17 protein-coding genes, 1 tRNA gene and 1 other RNA gene are annotated in these 20,513 nt (G+C 39.4%); 16 read left to right on the top strand and 3 right to left on the bottom strand.

The window, feature by feature from the left end; all coding sequences use genetic code 11:
- Window position 1: 1 nt before the first annotated feature.
- A complete protein-coding gene (gene pbp3 / locus HT725_RS00470) occupies window positions 2-1,243 on the bottom strand; it encodes a D-alanyl-D-alanine carboxypeptidase PBP3 (RefSeq protein WP_173252860.1) in 1,242 nt (413 codons plus the stop codon).
- Window positions 1,244-1,345: 102 nt separating this feature from the next.
- On the opposite strand from pbp3, the gene cozE reads away from it, so the two are divergent.
- The 3 genes from cozE (at window position 1,346) to HT725_RS00455 (ending at window position 4,983) form a co-directional block, all read left to right on the top strand.
- The gene (gene cozE / locus HT725_RS00465) at window positions 1,346-2,455 is read left to right on the top strand and encodes a cell elongation protein CozE (RefSeq protein WP_173252859.1); all 1,110 of its coding nucleotides are present in this window, start codon (window positions 1,346-1,348) and stop codon (window positions 2,453-2,455) included.
- A 541-nt stretch (window positions 2,456-2,996) separates the two neighbouring features.
- Window positions 2,997-3,344, top strand: a transfer-messenger RNA (tmRNA) gene (gene ssrA, locus HT725_RS00460).
- A 304-nt stretch (window positions 3,345-3,648) separates the two neighbouring features.
- Window positions 3,649-4,983: an Nramp family divalent metal transporter gene (locus HT725_RS00455; RefSeq protein WP_173252858.1), complete on the top strand. Its 1,335-nt coding sequence runs from the start codon at window positions 3,649-3,651 to the stop codon at window positions 4,981-4,983.
- Between the two features lie 78 nt (window positions 4,984-5,061).
- On the opposite strand, the gene HT725_RS00450 is transcribed toward HT725_RS00455, so the two are convergent.
- Window positions 5,062-5,149 (bottom strand) — tRNA-Ser (locus HT725_RS00450).
- A gap of 161 nt (window positions 5,150-5,310) precedes the next feature.
- Here HT725_RS00450 and HT725_RS00445 point away from each other — a divergent pair.
- From HT725_RS00445 to HT725_RS00425, 6 genes are all read left to right on the top strand, one after another.
- On the top strand, window positions 5,311-6,051 hold the full coding sequence (locus HT725_RS00445) for a DeoR/GlpR family DNA-binding transcription regulator (protein ID WP_004258386.1): 741 nt from the start codon (window positions 5,311-5,313) through the stop codon (window positions 6,049-6,051).
- Complete coding sequence (gene pfkB / locus HT725_RS00440; protein WP_173252857.1) at window positions 6,048-6,959, top strand: 1-phosphofructokinase; 912 nt, start codon at window positions 6,048-6,050, stop codon at window positions 6,957-6,959. Before HT725_RS00445 ends, pfkB begins: the two co-directional genes overlap by 4 nt.
- A complete protein-coding gene (locus HT725_RS00435; protein ID WP_173252856.1) occupies window positions 6,956-8,908 on the top strand; it encodes a fructose-specific PTS transporter subunit EIIC in 1,953 nt (650 codons plus the stop codon). Before pfkB ends, HT725_RS00435 begins: the two co-directional genes overlap by 4 nt.
- A 128-nt stretch (window positions 8,909-9,036) precedes the next feature.
- On the top strand, window positions 9,037-9,327 hold the full coding sequence (locus HT725_RS10135) for a hypothetical protein (RefSeq protein ID WP_240149600.1): 291 nt from the start codon (window positions 9,037-9,039) through the stop codon (window positions 9,325-9,327).
- 8 nt (window positions 9,328-9,335) lie between these two features.
- The gene (locus HT725_RS10130; protein ID WP_240149599.1) at window positions 9,336-9,815 is read left to right on the top strand and encodes a hypothetical protein; all 480 of its coding nucleotides are present in this window, start codon (window positions 9,336-9,338) and stop codon (window positions 9,813-9,815) included.
- A gap of 138 nt (window positions 9,816-9,953) precedes the next feature.
- Window positions 9,954-12,257: a DNA translocase FtsK gene (locus HT725_RS00425; protein WP_345890539.1), complete on the top strand. Its 2,304-nt coding sequence runs from the start codon at window positions 9,954-9,956 to the stop codon at window positions 12,255-12,257.
- A gap of 42 nt (window positions 12,258-12,299) precedes the next feature.
- Here the strand turns inward: HT725_RS00425 and HT725_RS00420 are convergent, their stop codons facing one another.
- Entirely contained in the window at window positions 12,300-12,728 is a 429-nt protein-coding gene (locus tag HT725_RS00420; protein WP_173217551.1) for a DUF6556 family protein, read from the bottom strand.
- Window positions 12,729-12,866: 138 nt separating this feature from the next.
- Between HT725_RS00420 and HT725_RS00415 the strand changes: the two genes are divergently transcribed.
- From HT725_RS00415 to HT725_RS00385, 7 genes are all read left to right on the top strand, one after another.
- Window positions 12,867-14,009, top strand: a complete 1,143-nt coding sequence (locus tag HT725_RS00415; RefSeq protein ID WP_173217549.1) for a cysteine desulfurase family protein — start codon at window positions 12,867-12,869, stop codon at window positions 14,007-14,009.
- Between the two features lie 8 nt (window positions 14,010-14,017).
- Window positions 14,018-15,232 (top strand): tRNA uracil 4-sulfurtransferase ThiI, encoded by a 1,215-nt coding sequence (gene thiI, locus HT725_RS00410; RefSeq protein ID WP_173217547.1) that lies wholly within the window; start codon window positions 14,018-14,020, stop codon window positions 15,230-15,232.
- A gap of 135 nt (window positions 15,233-15,367) precedes the next feature.
- Entirely contained in the window at window positions 15,368-16,192 is an 825-nt protein-coding gene (locus HT725_RS00405) for an alpha/beta hydrolase (protein ID WP_031233572.1), read from the top strand.
- Window positions 16,193-16,213: 21 nt separating this feature from the next.
- The gene (locus tag HT725_RS00400) at window positions 16,214-16,954 is read left to right on the top strand and encodes an esterase family protein (protein WP_153219659.1); all 741 of its coding nucleotides are present in this window, start codon (window positions 16,214-16,216) and stop codon (window positions 16,952-16,954) included.
- A 12-nt stretch (window positions 16,955-16,966) separates the two neighbouring features.
- A complete protein-coding gene (locus tag HT725_RS00395; RefSeq protein WP_173217545.1) occupies window positions 16,967-18,133 on the top strand; it encodes an ATP-grasp domain-containing protein in 1,167 nt (388 codons plus the stop codon).
- A gap of 354 nt (window positions 18,134-18,487) precedes the next feature.
- Complete coding sequence (locus HT725_RS00390) at window positions 18,488-19,981, top strand: class I SAM-dependent DNA methyltransferase (RefSeq protein WP_173217543.1); 1,494 nt, start codon at window positions 18,488-18,490, stop codon at window positions 19,979-19,981.
- Between the two features lie 12 nt (window positions 19,982-19,993).
- A partial coding sequence (locus HT725_RS00385; RefSeq protein WP_173249606.1) for a restriction endonuclease subunit S occupies window positions 19,994-20,513 on the top strand: 520 nt, incomplete at its 3' end.

Below are 20,513 nucleotides of genomic sequence, written 5' to 3'. Positions count from 1 at the left end.
TTTATAATTTCTCATTAACAAATCGGATAAACTGATTCCACCAAACTTTTAAGAAGAAGGCTTTTTCAACTTTCTTTTCTGCTACCATTTCGAAACTAGGACGTTCTGTGGTAATGTAACCTTGACCAATCAAATCCTTGTCTTCGTAAGTCAAATGGCCAACCACTGTTCCAGCTTCAAGTGGTGCGAGGATGGCTTTAGAATCAGGTGTGAATTGAACAGATTGGGAAGATTGATTTCCAATACGTTCGATTAGATAGATATCCTCTGGGGCCACTGCAGTTACCGTATCTTCTTTTCCATCTTGTATAGGGACTTTGCTATCTTGATAGGTATCGCCTTGCTGAACGATTTTGCGAAGTGTAAATGTAGAAGAAATATAATCCATTAGGGAAGATGTAGCTGTAAAACGAGCATAAGGATTATTATCTTGATGATCGGCATTCAAAACAACTGTGATAACCCTCATGCCTTTTTCGACAGTAGTACCAACAAAAGACTCTCCAGCCTTATCTGTTGTTCCTGTTTTCAGTCCATCAAAACCACCACGGTAAGCAGGCATACCTTCTAACATGTAGTTGGTCGAAGTGATTGTCATTCCAGCAAAAGTAGAAGAAGGTTTTTTCGTGATTTCCAAGACTTGTGGGTATTTTTTGATGAGGTTGCGAGCAACGATAGCGACATCATAAGCACTGAGCTTATTTTCATCATCTTTATTAGATCCTGGGTAAATGTTATCTCCGAGAGTTTCGTTGTTCAGACCAGTTGTATTGACAACAGTGGCATCTTTGATTCCCCATTCCAAGAGTTTTGCTCGCATCATATCAACGAAGTTTTTTTCAGAGCCAGCAATTTTCTCAGCTAGGGCAATAGCGGCGCTGTTGGCACTAGATACCAGAGTTGCTTCAAGCAACTCTTCGACAGTATAATTACGGGCCTCCATAGGAACATTACTGGCTTCAGAATTTGTCGTCAATTGATAAGGATAATCAGAAATATCTACTGGGGTGGATAGTGTGATACTTCCATTTTCGAGTGCTTCATAGACCAGATAAACGGTAAGTAGTTTTGTTATAGAAGCAATTTCGACAGGTTGAGTTGCATCTTTTTCATAAAGTATTTTTCCAGTATTTGCTTCAACAGCAATAGCATGTTTTGCAGCAACATTAAAATCTTGAGCAGCAACAGTAGAAGCTGACCCAATTACGGATAAGCTTAGTAGAGTTAAAATGATTTTTTTCATAGTAGTCTTATTCTATCATAAAGAAAAAAAATATTCTTGCTTTAATAATTCATCCGTTAAGCTTTTTGAAAATATGGTAAAATAGAGTGAGGGAGGTAACTCATGTTTCGTAGAAATAAATTATTTTTTTGGACCACAGAAATTTTACTCTTAACAATCATCTTTTACCTATGGAGACAGATGGGGTCTTTGATTAACCCTTTTGTTAGCGTACTTAATACAATTATGATTCCATTTTTATTAGGGGGGTTTCTTTATTATTTGACAAACCCTATTGTTACTTTCTTAAATAAAGTCTGTAAACTCAATCGTTTACTTGGTATTTTAATTACCTTGTGTGCTTTGGTTTGGGGGCTAGTTATTGGGGTAGTCTATCTCTTACCGATTTTGGTCAATCAGTTATCTAGTTTGATTATATCTAGTCAAACTATTTATAGTCGAGTACAAGACTTAATCATAGACTTATCTAATTATCCTGCGCTCCAGAATTTGGATGTAGAAGCTACAATTCAGCAGTTAAACTTATCCTATGTTGATATTCTTCAAAATATCCTAAATAGCGTATCAAATAGTGTGGGGAGTGTCTTGTCAGCTCTTATCAGTACTGTTTTAATTTTGATTATGACTCCAGTTTTTTTGGTTTATTTCTTATTAGATGGACATAAATTCTTGCCCATGCTTGAAAGAACGATTCTAAAGAGGGATCGCTTGCATATTGCAGGTTTATTAAAGAATTTAAATGCGACGATTGCTCGCTATATTAGTGGAGTTTCGATTGACGCAATCATTATAGGTTGTTTGGCTTATATTGGCTATAGTATTATTGGTTTAAAATATGCTTTAGTTTTTGCTATTTTTTCTGGTGTAGCCAATTTAATTCCTTATGTGGGGCCAAGTATTGGTTTGATTCCTATGATCATCGCAAATATATTCACTGATCCCCATAGAATGCTGATTGCAGTGATTTATATGCTTGTTGTTCAGCAGGTAGATGGCAATATCTTATATCCTCGAATTGTAGGAAGTGTTATGAAGGTTCATCCAATCACGATTTTGGTTTTACTTTTGTTGTCAAGCAATATCTATGGTGTAGTTGGAATGATTGTCGCAGTGCCAACTTATTCTATCTTAAAAGAAATTTCTAAGTTCTTATCCCGTTTGTATGAAAATCATAAAATAATGAAAGAACGAGAAAAAGAATTAGCTAAGTAAAAGTCAGGAGAACCATGATTTTTCTTTACTAGAAGTGGCCTTTAGATTAGAAGATTGAAAATAAGTTAAAGTCCTAAACTAATTTTCACAGCTAAAAATAGTAGAAGTTAATCTGATAAAAATCGAAAAAACCAGTGGAATTCCGTGTCAGGGTAAGTTCCACTGGTTTTCATAGTCTATTAAAGTTCGAATGAAACTTATTTATTTTAGCACAGCAAATGAAACGTAGTTCGAATAATATAAGGATTGATTTTATAGTTTTTAAACTCAAATGAATTGAAACAAAGAGAGTAGGAAACTTCTCATCTGAAAGTATTTTAGAATAATTCTCTTCGTGAATTTCTTAAAAACAGATAGCTTCATCTTAGGTATGTGTTAATTGGATTTCGTAAGCTCTATTCACAATCGTAAAGTTATGCACTGAGAAAGTTGTAGTTAGTCTCCCAGTTTGCTAAATTTCTCGAATAGTATCTTTTTTAGGTAAGTGATTTCCTTTTTGCATTTTTGTGTTAGATAAGGTATAATGGTTTTATTGTCTTTTGGGGTCGTTACGGATTCGACAGGCATTATGAGGCATATTTTGCGACTCGTGTGGCGACGTAAACGCTCAGTTAAATATAACTGCAAAAAATAACACTTCTTACGCTCTAGCTGCCTAAAAACCAGCAGGCGTGACCCGATTTGGATTGCTCGTGTTCAATGACAGGTCTTATTATTAGCGAGATACGATTAAGTCTTGTCTAGCGGCTTGATAAGAGATTGATAGACTCGCAGTTTCTAGGCTTGAGTTATGTGTCGAGGGACTGTTAAATTAATACATAACCTATGGTTGTAGACAAATATGTTGGCAGGTGTTTGGACGTGGGTTCGACTCCCACCGGCTCCATTATTCCTTTGCATTCTTTTGCATTCCTTGGTAAAACGTTGTTAAATCAACGTTTTTTGTTTTTGTCTTTGGTATTCTTTTGCAAAAAAGAATACAACATTTTGTTGTATCCTAAATATTAAATCAAGTCCTGAATTTTCTTAAGTTTTTATCATATTTTCTGTTATAATTAAGGTGCCTTAAGAAAAATAATGAAAAAACTAAATGTTTTTCATATAGTTTTCATTGTTTTAATAGTTTAAAGTCAATCTTATTTTTCTCTAATAGAAAATAATGAAAAAGTAGGTTTAGAAAGAGGTAAGTATCTATGTCTTCTCATAAAAAAGTGTCACTCTCTGAGATTAATCAATCTATCGATACTCCAAATAACAATCATTTCTGGCAAAATTTAAAGGCCTTCTTGGGTCCAGGTGCCCTTGTCGCAGTTGGTTATATGGATCCAGGAAACTGGATAACCAGTGTGGTTGGAGGTGCATCCTATAAGTACAGTCTCTTATTTGTCATCTTGATTTCATCACTCATTGCTATGCAGCTTCAGCAGATGTCAGGAAAGCTTGGAATTGTAACTCAAATGGACTTGGCTCAAGCAACGGGTCATCATTCACCCAAATGGCTTCGTTATAGCTTATGGGTGATTTTGGAGTTGGCCTTGATGGCGACAGACCTGGCAGAAGTTCTAGGTTCAGCGATTGCTCTCAATCTTCTCTTTAAGATTCCGATTATGATAGCAATTCTCTTGACCGTGTTGGATGTTTTTCTCTTATTGCTTCTGATGAAATTTGGCTTTAAGAAGATTGAAGCTATTGTGACAACACTGATTTTAACCATTCTAGCAATTTTTACCTATCTGGTAGCTTTGTCACATCCAAGCTTCCAAGGAATCGTTGAGGGTTATTTACCCAATTCGACCTTATTTGAGAGTCCTTTGCCAGGTCATGAAAGTCAATTAACTTTAGCTCTGGGGATTGTAGGTGCGACGGTTATGCCTCATAACCTCTATTTGCATTCTTCCTTGTCTCAAACTCGGAAAATCAATCACAAGGACAAGGATGATGTTCGAAAAGCGGTGCGCTTTATGACCTGGGATTCAAATCTCCAATTATCCTTGGCCTTTGTGGTTAACTCCCTTCTATTAATTCTCGGGGCGGCTCTCTTTTTCGGCCATACATCTGAGATTTCTGCCTTCTCTCAAATGTATAATGCCTTGCAGGATTCTACTATTGCAGGAGCTATAGCTAGCTCGACCTTATCAACCTTGTTTGCCTTGGCTTTATTAGCCAGTGGTCAAAATTCGACAATTACGGGTACCTTGACTGGACAAATCGTTATGGAAGGTTTCTTGCATATGAGATTACCTCAATGGTTCATTCGTTTGGCAACTCGTCTCTTTGCCTTGTTGCCTGTCATGATTGTAGCGGTTCTGTTTGGTCATCAGGAAAAAACATTGGATCAGTTATTGGTTTATTCACAAGTCTTTCTTTCGATTGCTCTTCCATTTTCAATCTTCCCACTGATTTATCTAACTTCTAAGAAATCACTGATGGGAGAATTTACCAATGCCAAATGGAATACCATCCTTGGCTATATCGTTTCCATTATCTTAACAATTCTCAATGTGAAATTGTTATTTGATATTTTCTAAGAAATTCACCCGAGTTATAAAACAAGCATATAAGAAAAAAGATACCCAAGATTTCTTGGGTATCTTTTTTAAAATAAACGGAAGACATGGGATTCGAACCCACGCACGCTGTTACACGCCTACCGCGTTTCCAACACGGCCTCTTAAGCCTCTTGAGTAATCTTCCAATACTTACTCAAATAGTCTACCATAAAGGCCCCTATCTTGCAATAAAAATTCTAGAAATAAGAAAAATGATAGATTTTGAAAGAAAATGATAAAAAATGCTTGACTTTGAAAGAAAGTGTGATAGAATGAATAGTGTAAACGATAACAGGAGGTGATTCAGTGTTAAAAACAGAGCGGAAACAACTGATTTTAGAGGAGTTAAATCAACATCATGTAGTTTCTCTAGAAAAATTAGTTAGTTTGCTAGAGACCTCAGAATCAACGGTTCGAAGAGACTTGGATGAGTTGGAAGCGGAAAACAAGCTTCGTCGCGTGCATGGTGGAGCAGAATTGCCCCATTCCTTGCAGGAAGAAGAAACCATTCAAGAAAAATCTGTCAAAAACCTTCAAGAGAAGAAGTTGTTGGCTCAGAAAGCAGCCTCTCTCATCAAGGAACAAGATGTCATCTTTATCGATGCTGGAACAACGACAGCCTTTTTGATTCATGAATTGGTTAATAAAAATGTCACAGTCGTGACCAACTCCATTCACCATGCTGCTCAGTTGGTTGAAAAGCAGATTCCAACTGTCATGGTTGGAGGGAGTGTCAAGATGGCGACAGATGCTAGCATCGGAGGCGTTGCTCTTAACCAGATTAACCAATTGCACTTTGATCGTGCCTTTATCGGGATGAATGGTGTGGATGATGGCTATTATACGACTCCTGATATGGAGGAGGGTGCTGTGAAGCGTGCTATTTTGGAGAATGCCAAACAGACCTATGTCTTGGTGGATTCGTCTAAAATTGGACAAACTTGCTTTGCCAAGGTAGCACCACTCAAACGAGCTATTGTTATCACAAGTCAAGGGCATGAGCTCTTGCAGACTATTAAGGAGAAAACGGAGGTAATAGAAGTATGATTTATACAGTCACACTCAATCCATCCATTGACTATATCGTTCGTTTGGACCAAGTCCAAGTCGGTAGTGTCAATCGTATGGACAGTGATGATAAGTTTGCTGGTGGGAAAGGAATCAATGTCAGTCGTGTCTTGAAACGTTTGGATATTCCAAATACAGCGACGGGATTTATCGGGGGCTTTACTGGTGAATTTATCACAGATACTCTGGCAGAGGAGGAAATCGAGACGCGTTTTGTCCAAGTGGCAGAAGATACTCGTATCAATGTCAAGATTAAAGCGGACCAAGAAACAGAAATCAACGGAAGGGGTCCAAATGTCGAACCAGCCCAGTTAGAAGAATTGAAAGCTATTTTGTCTAGTTTAACAGTAGAAGATATAGTTGTCTTTGCTGGTTCAAGTGCTAAAAATCTAGGCAATGTCATCTACAAGGATTTGATTGCCTTGACGCGTCAAACGGGTGCGCAAGTGGTTTGTGACTTTGAAGGACAGACCTTGATTGATAGTTTGGACTACCAACCGCTCTTGGTTAAACCAAATAATTACGAACTTGGAGCTATCTTTGAAGTTGAACTCGATAGTTTAGATGAAATTGAAAAACATGCTCGAAAATTGCTGGCTAAAGGTGCCCAAAACGTCATTATTTCTATGGCTGGTGACGGTGCCCTTCTTGTTACATCTGAGGGAGCATACTTTGCTAAACCAATCAAAGGAACAGTCAAAAATTCAGTTGGGGCTGGTGATTCTATGGTTGCTGGATTCACAGGTGAATTTGTCAAATCAAAAGACGCAGTAGAAGCCTTCAAATGGGGAGTGGCTTGCGGAACGGCAACGACCTTCTCAGATGACTTGGCAACGGCAGAATTTATTAAAGAAACATATGAAAAAGTTGAGGTAGAAAAACGATGAAAATTCAAGACCTATTGAGAAAAGATGTCATGTTGCTGGATTTGCAGGCAACTGAAAAAACAGCAGCTATCGAAGAAATGATTCATAGCTTGGTAGAGCACGGATACGTGTTAGATTTTGAAACTTTTAAAGAAGGAATCTTAGCGCGTGAAGCTTTGACTTCTACAGGTTTGGGTGATGGTATTGCAATGCCTCACAGCAAAAACGCTGCTGTCAAAGAAGCGACAGTTCTCTTTGCTAAGTCAAACAAGGGTGTTGACTATGAGAGCTTGGATGGGCAACCAACTGACCTTTTCTTTATGATTGCAGCTCCAGAAGGTGCCAATGACACTCACTTGGCAGCTTTGGCAGAATTGTCTCAATACTTGATGAAAGACGGTTTTGCTGACAAACTTCGTCAAGTAACATCAGCTGACCAAGTCATTGAACTTTTTGACAAAGCTTCCGAAAAAACTGAAGAGCCTGTTCAAGTACCTGCTAATGACTCTAGTGACTTTATCGTGGCTGTTACAGCTTGTACAACAGGTATTGCCCACACTTATATGGCTCAGGAAGCCCTTCAAAAAGTGGCTGCTGAAATGGGTGTTGGAATTAAGGTCGAAACCAACGGTGCTAGTGGTGTTGGTAACCAACTAACTGCGGAAGACATTCGTAAGGCTAAAGCTGTTATCATCGCAGCAGATAAGGCTGTAGAAATGGATCGTTTCGATGGTAAACCATTGATCAATCGTCCAGTTGCTGACGGTATTCGTAAGACAGAAGAATTGATCAACTTGGCTCTTTCAGGAGCTGCTGAAGTCTACCGTGCTGTTAATGGAGCAAAAGCTGCAACAGCCTCTAACGAAAAACAAAGCCTTGGTGGTGCCTTCTACAAACACTTGATGAGTGGTGTATCTCAAATGTTGCCATTTGTTATTGGCGGTGGTATCATGATTGCCCTTGCCTTCTTGATTGACGGTGCTTTGGGTGTTCCAAATGAAAACCTTGGTAATCTTGGTTCCTACCATGAGTTAGCTTCTATGTTCATGAAAATTGGTGGTGCAGCCTTTGGATTGATGCTTCCAGTCTTTGCAGGTTATGTTGCCTACTCTATCGCTGAAAAACCAGGTTTGGTAGCAGGTTTCGTGGCTGGTGCTATTGCCAAAGAAGGTTTTGCCTTTGGTAAAATTCCTTATGCCGCAGGTGGTGAAGCAACTTCAACTCTTGCAGGTGTCTCATCTGGTTTCCTAGGTGCCCTTGTTGGTGGATTTATCGCAGGTGCTTTAGTGCTTGCTATCAAGAAATACGTTAAAGTTCCTCGTTCACTTGAAGGTGCAAAATCAATTCTTCTCTTGCCACTTCTTGGAACAATCTTGACTGGATTTGTCATGCTAGCTGTGAATATCCCAATGGCCGCAATCAACACTGCTATGAATGACTTCCTAGGAGGTCTTGGAGGCGGTTCAGCTGTCCTTCTCGGTATCGTCCTTGGTGGAATGATGGCTGTCGATATGGGTGGACCAGTTAACAAAGCTGCCTATGTCTTTGGTACAGGTACGCTTGCAGCGACTGTTTCTTCAGGTGGTTCTGTAGCTATGGCAGCAGTTATGGCTGGAGGAATGGTGCCACCACTTGCCATCTTTGTCGCAACACTTCTCTTTAAAGACAAATTTACTAAGGAAGAACGCAACTCTGGCTTGACAAATATTATCATGGGCTTGTCATTCATCACTGAGGGAGCTATTCCATTTGGTGCCGCTGACCCAGCTCGTGCGATTCCAAGCTTCATCCTTGGTTCTGCAGTAGCAGGCGGACTCGTTGGTCTTACTGGTATCAAACTCATGGCGCCACATGGAGGAATCTTCGTGATTGCCCTTACTTCAAATGCTCTCCTTTACCTCGTTTCTGTCTTGGTAGGAGCAATCGTAAGTGGTGTTGTCTATGGTTACCTACGCAAACCCCAAGCATAAAAAATAGAAAAATGAAAAGATTGGATCGTTTGGTGCAGTCTTTTTTAAAGAATTTGACAAACAAGTTTTTGAATGATATTCTAAAATAAAACTCATAGAAATGAAAAAACATAATGAGAGTGTTTTAAATGAATATAATTGAATTTATTCTGGATTTGGATTGGAAGAAGATAGTAGAATCAATTTTATCAGCTCTATTAGCTTCTGGAATAATCGGTGGTTTTGGTTACTTAGTAACGAAAAAAATTACAAGAGATTTTCGTATTGCAAAAGAAATGAAATCGTATGGATTTAAAGGTGTAGTGGCAAAGAAAAAGCATTCGACTAGAGAGATTAAAAAGTTATGTAAAAATACTAAAAGATTGGATTTACTTTTTATATCAGGCATTGATTTTTTTCGGAAAATAGAACTGTATTAGAGAATGCTATGAATAATGGAATGAAAATTCGTTTTTTGTGTTCTCAGATCTATACCAATTTTTTATCAGATTTAGAGAAACTTGAGGATAAAGAAGGGTTGCGAAAGTCTGACACAAATATTAGTATCGAAATTGAGGATGTGACTAAAAAATATAGTAAATATATAGAAAGTAGACAAATGGAAATTCGCTATTATTCAACACAATATCGTTTGCCGTTTATGTTGGTTTATAAAAAAAAGAAAAATATGAAGATGACAAAGGCTTTTTTAAGAGTTACTCTGCCTCCATATAATTGGGAGACCAATTTTGTGTTGATAGGTGAACGTAAAACTACTAAAAAAGATGACTTTTTTAAAACTAATAATGATGAAATAGATTTCATTTCTATGATGGAAAAACATTTCGATTGTGTTTGGGAAGTTGCGGATAGGGAAATAGATAGAAAACAAGAAATAAAAAATACAAATTTCGAAGTGAAATCTTAAAAATCTAAACTTTGATACTTTGCTTATTTAAATATAATAACAATTACTTTGAATATAATCATGATAAAGAAGATTGGACCGTTTGGTGCAGTCTTTTTCTCTTTCCGAAATGTTTGTGAAATATGGTATAATAGAAGAATGGCAAACAAGAATACAAGTAAAACAAGACGGAGACCGTCTAAAGCAGAACTCGAAAGAAAAGAAGCGATTCAACGAATGTTGATTTCGTTGGGAATCGCGCTTTTATTGATTTTCGCAGCCTTCAAATTAGGGGCTGCAGGTATAACACTTTACAATTTAATTCGCTTGTTGGTGGGTAGCCTAGCTTATCTGGCAATATTCGGTATCCTGCTCTACCTCTTCTTTTTCAAGTGGATCCGAAAACAGGAAGGGCTCTTGTCAGGATTTTTCACCATATTTGCAGGTTTGCTCTTGATTTTTGAAGCCTACTTAGTTTGGAAATATGGTTTAGACAAGTCCGTTCTAAAAGGGACCATGGCTCAGGTTGTGACGGATCTGACTAGTTTTCGAACGACCAGTTTTGCTGGAGGGGGCTTGATTGGGGTCGCTCTTTATATTCCAACCGCCTTTCTCTTTTCAAATATCGGTACTTACTTTATTGGTTCTATCTTGATTTTAGTGGGTGCCCTCCTAGTCAGTCCTTGGTCTGTTTATGATATTGCTGAATTTTTCAGTAGAGGCTTTGCCAAATGGAGGGAAGGACATGAGCTTCGAAAAGAGGAACGCTTTGTCAAACAAGAAGAAAAAGCTCGCCAAAAGGCTGAGGAAGAGGCTAGATTAGAACAAGAAGAGGCTGAAAAAGCCTTACTCGATTTGCCTCCTATTGATATGGAAACGGGTGAAATTCTGACAGAAGATGCTGTGCTTGACGTTCCACCTGTTCCGGAAGAAGAGTGGGTGGAACCAGAAATCATCCTACCTCAACCGGAGCTTGAATTCCCTGAAAAGGAAGATGGCTCTGATGATGAAGACGTACAGGTTGATTTTTCAGCCAAAGAAGCCCTTGAATACAAACTTCCAAGCTTACAACTCTTTGCCCCAGATAAACCAAAAGACCAGTCGAAAGAGAAGAAAATTGTTCGAGAAAACATCAAAATCCTAGAAGAAACCTTTGCTAGCTTTGGTATCAAGGTAACAGTTGAACGGGCTGAAATTGGGCCATCAGTGACCAAGTATGAAGTCAAGCCAGCAGTAGGTGTAAGGGTCAACCGCATTTCCAATCTAGCAGATGACTTAGCGCTTGCTCTAGCGGCCAAGGATGTTCGGATTGAGGCTCCAATACCTGGTAAATCCTTAGTCGGAATTGAAGTCCCTAACTCTGAGATTGCGACTGTGTCCTTCCGCGAACTATGGGAACAATCTCAAACAAAAGCAGAAAATCTCTTGGAAATTCCTCTAGGAAAGGCAGTTAATGGCACCGCAAGAGCTTTTGACCTTTCCAAAATGCCCCACTTGCTAGTCGCAGGTTCAACGGGTTCAGGGAAGTCAGTAGCTGTTAACGGCATTATCGCTAGCATCCTCATGAAGGCGAGACCTGACCAAGTTAAATTTATGATGGTCGATCCCAAGATGGTTGAGTTGTCTGTTTACAATGACATTCCTCATCTCTTGATTCCAGTTGTGACCAATCCACGCAAAGCCAGCAAGGCCCTGCAAAAGGTTGTGGATGAGATGGAAAATCGTTATGAACTCTTTGCCAAGGTGGGAGTTCGGAATATTGCAGGTTTTAATGCCAAGGTAGAAGAGTTTAATGCTCAGTCTGAGTACAAGCAGGTTCCGCTACCACTCATTGTCGTGATTGTGGATGAGTTGGCGGACCTCATGATGGTAGCCAGCAAGGAAGTAGAAGATGCCATTATCCGTCTCGGACAGAAGGCACGGGCTGCAGGTATCCACATGATTCTTGCAACGCAGCGTCCATCCGTTGATGTCATCTCTGGTTTGATCAAGGCCAATGTCCCATCTCGAGTGGCTTTTGCGGTATCATCAGGAACAGACTCCCGTACGATTTTGGATGAAAATGGAGCAGAAAAACTGCTTGGTCGAGGAGACATGCTCTTTAAACCGATTGATGAAAATCATCCAGTTCGTCTCCAAGGCTCCTTTATCTCGGATGATGATGTCGAACGCATCGTAAACTTCATCAAGGCTCAGGCTGATGCGGACTACGATGAGAGTTTTGATCCAGGTGAGGTTTCTGAAAATGATGGAGAATTTTCAGATGGTGAATCTGGTGGAGATCCGCTTTTTGAAGAAGCCAAGGCTTTAGTCATCGAGACGCAGAAAGCCAGCGCATCTATGATTCAGCGTCGTTTGTCAGTTGGATTTAACCGTGCGACTCGTCTCATGGAAGAACTGGAGATGGCAGGTGTTATCGGTCCAGCTGAAGGTACCAAACCAAGAAAAGTATTGCAACAATAAAAATGGCTTCTTTCCAAGTTTGGAGAGAAGCTATTTTAGTGATTATTGATTAGTTTTATTTTCTGAAGTTGGGGTATTGGACTGTTTTTCATTTTCAGTAGCAGGTTTACTTGGAGTAGGAGTAGAAGAATCCTGAGTTGATGCTTTCTGCTCTTCTTTTTTCTCTTCCTTGACGCTAGCTTTTGGTGTTTCCTCTTGCTGTGTTTTTTCTTGAGAAGTGTTATTTTCCTTATTGGGACTAGTGTTTTCCTGAGGGGATTCCTTTTGAATTTCTTTGACAATTGTTGTCGTCTGGCTTGTCGTAGGTTCTTTTTTAGTATTTTTGTTATTGTCCAAGGCGTTCATAATCGTGATACTTGCGGTAATTAAGCCAAGGATACTACCGATAGTAGCGACGGTTTTTTGAAAGACCGTAAAGCCTTTTTTGATGTGTTCTGTTTTTGGTTTTGAAGTTCTACGATAATTAGACATACATTCTCTCCTTTAATTAAAATTTATTATACCGCATTTCTTTAAAAAAATCTTAAAAAAAGAGGAATTGCCCTTTCTTGTCGCAAGCTCCGTTTCATGATACAATAGAGGGAGTGATTTTAGAAAGCGTAAGAAAACATGATTTACTTTGATAATTCGGCAACGACCAAGCCTTATCCTGAAGCACTTGAAACTTATATGCAGGTCGCTTCAAAAATTTTAGGAAATCCATCTAGTCTCCATCGTTTGGGAGACCAGGCAACACGAATTTTAGATGCTTCCCGGCAACAGATTGCAGATTTAATCGGTAAGAAAAGTGAGGAAATCTTCTTTACTTCTGGTGGAACAGAAGGGGATAACTGGGTCATCAAGGGAGTAGCATTTGAAAAAGCCCAGTTTGGCAAGCACATCATCGTATCAGCCGTTGAACATCCGGCAGTCAAAGAGTCAGCCCTTTGGTTGAAAAGTCAAGGATTTGAAGTGGATTTTGCTCCAGTTGATAACAAAGGATTTGTGGATGTTGAAGCGTTAGCAGATTTGATAAGACCGGATACGACCCTTGTTTCCATCATGGCAGTTAACAATGAAATTGGCTCTATTCAGCCCATTGAGGCTATTTCAAAACTATTGGCAGACAAGCCGACTATTTCCTTCCACGTTGATGCGGTTCAGGCGCTTGCCAAGATTCCGACTGAAAAGTATCTGACAGAACGAGTGGATTTTGCGACTTTCTCTGGTCACAAGTTCCACGGAGTTCGTGGTGTTGGTTTTGCCTATATCAAGTCTGGCAAGAAGATTACACCTCTTTTAACAGGTGGTGGTCAGGAGAGTGACTATCGGTCGACTACTGAAAATGTAGCAGGGATAGCAGCGACAGCCAAGGCTCTCCGTTTGTCCATGGAAAAGCTAGATTTCTTTACTAGCAAGACTGGGCAGATGAAAGCTGTTATTCGCCAAGCACTTCTGGACTATCCAGATATTTTTGTCTTTTCAGATGAGGAAGACTTCGCACCTCATATTCTGACTTTTGGAATCAAGGGTGTTCGTGGTGAAGTCATCGTTCACGCCTTTGAAGACTATGATATTTTCATCTCAACGACCTCTGCTTGTTCATCCAAGGCTGGGAAACCTGCAGGAACTCTTATTGCTATGGGAGTGGATAAAGATAAGGCTCGGTCAGCTGTGCGTCTAAGCCTAGACCTTGAAAATGATATGAGTCAGGTCGAGCAGTTTTTGACCAAGTTAAAATTGATTTACAATCAAACTAGAAAAGTAAGATAGGAGCATTCATGCAGTATTCAGAAATTATGATTCGCTACGGTGAGCTGTCAACCAAGGGTAAAAACCGTATGCGTTTCATCAATAAACTTCGTAATAATATTTCAGACGTTTTGTCTATCTATCCCCAAGTTAAGGTAACAGCAGATCGCGACCGTGCCCATGCTTACCTCAATGGAGCAGATTACACGGCAGTTGCAGAATCTCTCAAACAAGTATTTGGAATTCAAAACTTTTCCCCTGTTTATAAGGTTGAAAAATCTGTAGAAGTTCTGAAGTCTGCTGTCCAAGAGATTATGCAGGACATCTACAAGGAAGGCATGACCTTTAAGATTTCTAGCAAGCGTAGCGACCACAACTTTGAGTTGGATAGTCGTGAACTCAACCAAACACTTGGAGGAGCTGTTTTTGAAGCCATTCCAAATGTGCAAGCTCAAATGAAAAGTCCTGACATCAATCTTCAGGTGGAGATCCGTGAAGAAGCTGCCTATCTTTCTTATGAAACTATTCGTGGGGCTGGTGGTTTGCCAGTTGGAACTTCAGGTAAAGGTATGCTTATGTTGTCGGGAGGGATTGACTCACCTGTAGCAGGTTATCTTGCTCTTAAGCGTGGGGTGGATATTGAGGCTGTTCACTTTGCTAGTCCACCATATACTAGTCCCGGTGCCCTCAAGAAAGCGCAGGACTTGACCCGTAAATTGACCAAGTTTGGGGGTAATATCCAGTTTATCGAAGTGCCTTTCACTGAGATTCAAGAGGAAATCAAGGCCAAGGCGCCAGAAGCCTATCTCATGACCTTGACCCGTCGTTTTATGATGCGGATTACCGATCGTATTCGTGAGGTACGAAATGGTTTGGTTATCATCAATGGGGAAAGCCTTGGTCAAGTAGCTAGCCAGACCTTGGAAAGCATGCAGGCTATTAACGCTGTGACCAACACTCCCATCATCCGTCCAGTTGTGACCATGGATAAGTTGGAAATCATCGATATTTCACAAGAAATTGATACCTTTGACATTTCAATCCAACCGTTTGAAGACTGTTGTACGATTTTTGCGCCAGATCGTCCAAAGACTAATCCTAAGATTAAGAATGCGGAGCAGTACGAAGCGCGTATGGATGTTGAAGGCTTAGTTGAGCGAGCAGTGGCTGGAATTATGATTACTGAGATTACACCGCAAGCTGAAAAAGATGAAGTTGATGACTTGATTGACAATCTGCTCTAATCAGAAAATCCAAAAGAATTTAGAAAATTAAATGAAAAAGTTAGTTTTTAATCCAAAAATGGAAGAAAAACTGACTTTTTTTCTTAAACTGTGATATAATAAGAATAAATTTTGAATATAGAGAGTTTTCTGACAATGAATCAATCCTACTTTTATCTAAAAATGAAAGAACACAAACTCAAGGTTCCTTATACAGGTAAGGAGCGCCGTGTGCGTGTTCTTCTGCCTAAAGATTATGAGAAAGACACGAATCGTTCCTATCCTGTTGTATACTTTCATGACGGGCAAAATGTTTTTTATAGCAAGGAGTCTTTCATTGGTCACTCATGGAAGATTATCCCAGCTATCAAACGAAATCCCGATATCAGTCGCATGATTGTAGTTGCTATTGATAATGATGGCATGGGGCGGATGAATGAGTATGCGGCATGGAAGTTCCAAGAATCTCCCATCCCAGGCCAGCAGTTTGGCGGTAAGGGTGTGGAGTATGCCGAGTTTGTCATGGAGGTGGTCAAGCCTTTTATCGATGAAACTTATCGTACAAAAGCAGACCGCCAGCATACAGCTATGATTGGTTCCTCACTAGGAGGCAATATTACCCAGTTTATCGGTTTAGAATACCAAGACCAAATTGGTTGCTTGGGCGTCTTTTCATCTGCCAACTGGCTCCACCAAGAAGCCTTTAACCGCTATATCGAGCGTCAGCAACTATCGCCTGACCAGCGCATCTTCATCTATGTGGGAACGGAAGAAGCGGATGATACAGACAAGACCTTGATGGCTGGTAATATCAAACAAGCCTATATTGACTCATCGCTTCGCTATTACCATGATTTAATAGCAGGGGGGGTACATCTGGATAATCTTGTGCTGAAAGTTCAGTCTGGTGCCATCCATAGTGAAATCCCTTGGTCAGAAAATCTACCAGATTGTTTGAGATTTTTTGCAGAAAAATGGTAAGTTAAGAAAGGAAAAAACGAAATGCATATTGAACATCTTAGCCATTGGAGTGGCCATCTCAACCGTGAAATGTACCTCAATCGTTATGGACATGCTGGGATTCCAGTTGTGGTCTTTGCTTCATCAGGTGGTAGTCACAACGAATACTATGATTTTGGCATGATTGATGCCTGTGCCTCTTTTATCGAGGAAGGCCGTGTCCAGTTCTTTACCCTCTCCAGTGTAGACAGTGAGAGCTGGTTGGCCACTTGGAAAAACGGTCACGACCAAGCAGAGATGCACCGTACCTACGAACGCTATGTGATTGAGGAGGCCATTCCTTTTATTAAGCACAAGACAGGCTGGTTTGATGGTATGATGACAACAGGTTGCTCCATGGGAGCCTACCATGCTGTCAATTTCTTCCTCCAGCATCCAGATGTCTTTACCAAAGTGATAGCTCTTAGTGGTGTTTACGACGCACGTTTCTTTGTCGGCGATTACTATAATGACGATGCTATTTACCAAAACTCGCCAGTAGATTATATCTGGAACCAGAACGACGGCTGGTTTATTGATCGTTATCGTCAGGCAGAGATTGTGCTGTGTACGGGTCTTGGTGCCTGGGAACAAGACGGTCTACCATCTTTCTACAAGCTCAAAGAAGCCTTTGACCAGAAACAAATTCCAGCCTGGTTTGCTGAATGGGGACATGATGTCGCCCACGACTGGGAATGGTGGCGTAAACAAATGCCTTATTTCCTCGGCAATCTCTATTTATAAAAGGAGTTATCTATGAATTACCTTGTTATTTCTCCCTACTATCCACAAAACTTTCAACAGTTTACCATTGAACTAGCCAATAAAGGCATCACCGTCTTGGGAATTGGTCAAGAGCCTTACGAGCAATTGGATGAGCCCTTGCGCAATAGCCTGACCGAGTATTTCCGTGTAGATAATCTTGAAAATATAGATGAAGTCAAACGTGCAGTTGCTTTTCTCTTTTATAAACATGGACCAATTGACCGCATTGAATCCCATAATGAATACTGGCTTGAGCTGGACGCAGCTCTCCGTGAACAATTCAATGTTTTTGGTGCTAAACCAGAGGATCTCAAAAAGACGAAATTTAAGTCTGAAATGAAGAAACTGTTCAAAAAAGCAGGTGTCCCCGTGGTACCTGGAGCTGTTATCAAGACGGAAGCAGATGTTGATCAAGCAGTGAACGAAATCGGTCTTCCAATGATTGCCAAACCTGACAATGGAGTTGGAGCAGCCGCGACCTTTAAGCTTGAAACAGAAGACGATGTCAATCACTTCAAGCAAGAATGGGACCATTCAACTATTTATTTCTTTGAGAAATTTGTCACGTCTAGTGAAATCTGTACCTTTGATGGTCTAGTGGATAAGGATGGAAAGATTGTCTTTTCAACAACCTTTGACTACGCCTATACACCGCTTGATCTCATGATTTACAAGATGGATAATTCTTATTACGTGCTCAAGGATATGGATCCTAAATTACGTAAATATGGTGAGGCAATTGTCAAAGAATTTGGTATGAAAGAACGTTTCTTCCATATTGAGTTCTTCCGTGAGGGGGACGATTACATTGCCATTGAGTACAATAACCGTCCTGCAGGTGGTTTCACCATTGATGTTTATAACTTTGCTCATTCCTTGGATCTCTATCGTGGATATGCAGCCATTGTCGCAGGAGAAGAGTTCCCAATGTCAGAGTTTGAACCTCAGTATTGTTTGGCTACTTCTCGCCGTGCAAATGCTCACTATGTTTATTCTGAGGAGGACTTGCTTGACAAATATAGTCAGCAGTTCAAGGTTAAAAAAATCATGCCAGCTGCCTTTGCGGAACTTCAAGGGGATTACCTTTATATGCTGACAACTCCGAGTCGACAAGAAATGGATCAGATGATTGCTGATTTCGGACAACGTCAAGAATAAGAACTATCGGATTAAGGAAATTCACTCCCTTAATCCTTTTGTTTTGTCTGATAAAAAATAAGAGCATCCTAACAAGGTAGCTATCATAAAACTTGTTCGATAACTATTTGAAGCAGGATTAGGTGGTCAGAAATTGAATTTTAACATTTCAATTTAGTCATAGTATTGTGTTTTCGTATCCGTAAATCAGCTAAAAGGATCCATGACGACACCTATACGATATAGTTTTCAAGATACTAAACAAGTCTATTAAAATATTCAGGTGACGCATAGATATAGTTAATTGAAGCTTTGTTTGAAATCTGATAAAATAATGATATTACTAAGTTTTAAAAACTAAAGAAAAGGGAAGATATGATTACAGGCGAATTAAAAAATAAAATCGATCAGTTGTGGGAAATTCTTTGGACAGAAGGAAATGCAAATCCTTTAACAAATATTGAACAGTTGACTTATCTCTTATTTATGAAAGATTTGGATAGTGTCGAGCTTGGACGTGAAAGTGATGCTGAATTTTTAGGGATTCCTTATGAGGGAGTTTTTCCAAAAGATAAACCTGAATACCGTTGGTCAACTTTTAAAAATATAGGAGATGCTCAGGAAGTTTATCGTTTAATGACTCAGGAGATTTTTCCGTTTATTAAAAATCTCAAGGGGGATACAGATGATACAGCCTTTTCACGATATATGCGAGAAGCTATTTTTCAAATAAATAAACCTGCTACGCTTCAAAAGGCAATTTCTATCTTAGATGCATTTCCAACTAGGGGATTAGATGTAGATTTTGATAATGACAAACAAAGTATTACTGATATCGGGGATAACTATGAATATCTGTTATCAAAATTGTCGACCGCAGGTAAAAATGGACAGTTTCGTACACCTCGTCACATCATCGATATGATGGTTGAATTGATGCAACCGACCATCAAAGATATCATCTCAGATCCCGCTATGGGTTCTGCTGGCTTCTTAGTATCTGCTAGCCGTTACTTAAAGCGTAAGAAATATGAATGGGAAACCAATACAGATAATATCAATCATTTTCATAATCAGATGTTTCATGGAAATGATACGGATACGACTATGTTGAGACTTGGGGCGATGAACATGATGCTACATGGAGTAGAAAATCCACAAATCAGTTACCTGGACTCGCTGTCTCAAGATAATGAAGAAGCCGATAAATATACCTTGGTTTTAGCAAATCCTCCTTTTAAGGGCTCACTTGACTACAATTCAACCTCTAATGACCTTCTTGCAACCGTAAAAACCAAAAAAACAGAATTACTCTTTCTTTCTCTTTTCTTGCGAACTTTAAAACCAGGTGGACGAGCAGCAGTTATCGTACCTGATGGTGTTCTTTTTGGTTCGTCTAAAGCTCATAAAGGAATTCGTCAGGAAATTGTAGAGAACCATAAGCTTGATGCTGTAATCTCAATGCCTAGTGGTGTTTTCAAGCCTTATGCTGGAGTTTCAACTGCCATTCTCATCTTTACAAAAACTGGCAATGGTGGTACTGACAAGGTCTGGTTTTACGATATGAAAGCGGATGGTTTAAGTTTGGATGATAAGCGACAACCGATTAGCGACAATGATATTCCAGATATTATCGAACGCTTTCATCATCTTGAAAAAGAAGCAGAACGTCAGAGAACGGATCAATCTTTCTTTGTTACAGTTGATGAGATAAAGGAAAATGATTATGATTTGTCTATCAATAAATATAAAGAGATTGAGTATGAAAAAGTTGAGTATGAACCAACAGAGGTCATCTTAAAGAAAATCAATGATTTAGAAAAAGAAATTCAAGCTGGCTTGGCTGAATTAGAAAAATTACTCAAGTAGGGAGGTGGCTGTATGAAAAAAGTGAAGTTGGGGGAAATCTTATCTCTAAAAAAAGGAAAGAAAGCCACTGTACTTGCTGAACAAACAACTCTAAGCCAACGTTATATTCAAATAGATGATTTAAGAAATAATAATAATTTAAAATTCACTGAAAGTTTAAATATGACTGAAGCACTCCCAGATGATATTCTGATAGCATGGGATGGTGCTAATGCAGGAACAGTTGGTTATGGGTTATCGGGAGCTGTTGGTAGTACAATTACGGTCTTAAAAAAGAATGAGCGATACAAAGAAAAAATTATATCAGATTACTTGGGAGTCTTTTTGGAAAGTAAATCGCAGTATTTACGAGATCATTCAACAGGGGCAACAATTCCTCATTTAAACAAGAATATATTACTTGATTTACAATTAGAATTGCTAGGTATCGAGGAACAAGAGAACATTATCTGTATTCTTAATACGATTAAAAGGCTTATTACTAAAAGAAAATTGCAGTTAGATGAACTAAACTTGCTCGTCAAATCCCGAT

It is taken from the genome of Streptococcus sp. 2579, assembly GCF_013277195.1.
Lineage (GTDB): Bacteria > Bacillota > Bacilli > Lactobacillales > Streptococcaceae > Streptococcus.
This window is presented reverse-complemented; position numbering and strand designations above follow the sequence as displayed.

Excerpts from the sequence above, each read along its gene's own strand:
- pbp3 (WP_173252860.1), bottom strand. The coding sequence starts at position 1,243 with ATGAAAAAAATCATTTTAACTCTACTAAGCTTATCCGTAATTGGGTCA.
- cozE (WP_173252859.1), top strand. The coding sequence starts at position 1,346 with ATGTTTCGTAGAAATAAATTATTTTTTTGGACCACAGAAATTTTACTC.
- HT725_RS00455 (WP_173252858.1), top strand. The coding sequence starts at position 3,649 with ATGTCTTCTCATAAAAAAGTGTCACTCTCTGAGATTAATCAATCTATC.
- pfkB (WP_173252857.1), top strand. The coding sequence starts at position 6,048 with ATGATTTATACAGTCACACTCAATCCATCCATTGACTATATCGTTCGT.
- HT725_RS00435 (WP_173252856.1), top strand. The coding sequence starts at position 6,956 with ATGAAAATTCAAGACCTATTGAGAAAAGATGTCATGTTGCTGGATTTG.
- HT725_RS10135 (WP_240149600.1), top strand. The coding sequence starts at position 9,037 with ATGAATATAATTGAATTTATTCTGGATTTGGATTGGAAGAAGATAGTA.
- HT725_RS10130 (WP_240149599.1), top strand. The coding sequence starts at position 9,336 with ATGAATAATGGAATGAAAATTCGTTTTTTGTGTTCTCAGATCTATACC.
- HT725_RS00425 (WP_345890539.1), top strand. The coding sequence starts at position 9,954 with ATGGCAAACAAGAATACAAGTAAAACAAGACGGAGACCGTCTAAAGCA.
- HT725_RS00420 (WP_173217551.1), bottom strand. The coding sequence starts at position 12,728 with ATGTCTAATTATCGTAGAACTTCAAAACCAAAAACAGAACACATCAAA.
- HT725_RS00415 (WP_173217549.1), top strand. The coding sequence starts at position 12,867 with ATGATTTACTTTGATAATTCGGCAACGACCAAGCCTTATCCTGAAGCA.
- thiI (WP_173217547.1), top strand. The coding sequence starts at position 14,018 with ATGCAGTATTCAGAAATTATGATTCGCTACGGTGAGCTGTCAACCAAG.
- HT725_RS00405 (WP_031233572.1), top strand. The coding sequence starts at position 15,368 with ATGAATCAATCCTACTTTTATCTAAAAATGAAAGAACACAAACTCAAG.
- HT725_RS00400 (WP_153219659.1), top strand. The coding sequence starts at position 16,214 with ATGCATATTGAACATCTTAGCCATTGGAGTGGCCATCTCAACCGTGAA.
- HT725_RS00395 (WP_173217545.1), top strand. The coding sequence starts at position 16,967 with ATGAATTACCTTGTTATTTCTCCCTACTATCCACAAAACTTTCAACAG.
- HT725_RS00390 (WP_173217543.1), top strand. The coding sequence starts at position 18,488 with ATGATTACAGGCGAATTAAAAAATAAAATCGATCAGTTGTGGGAAATT.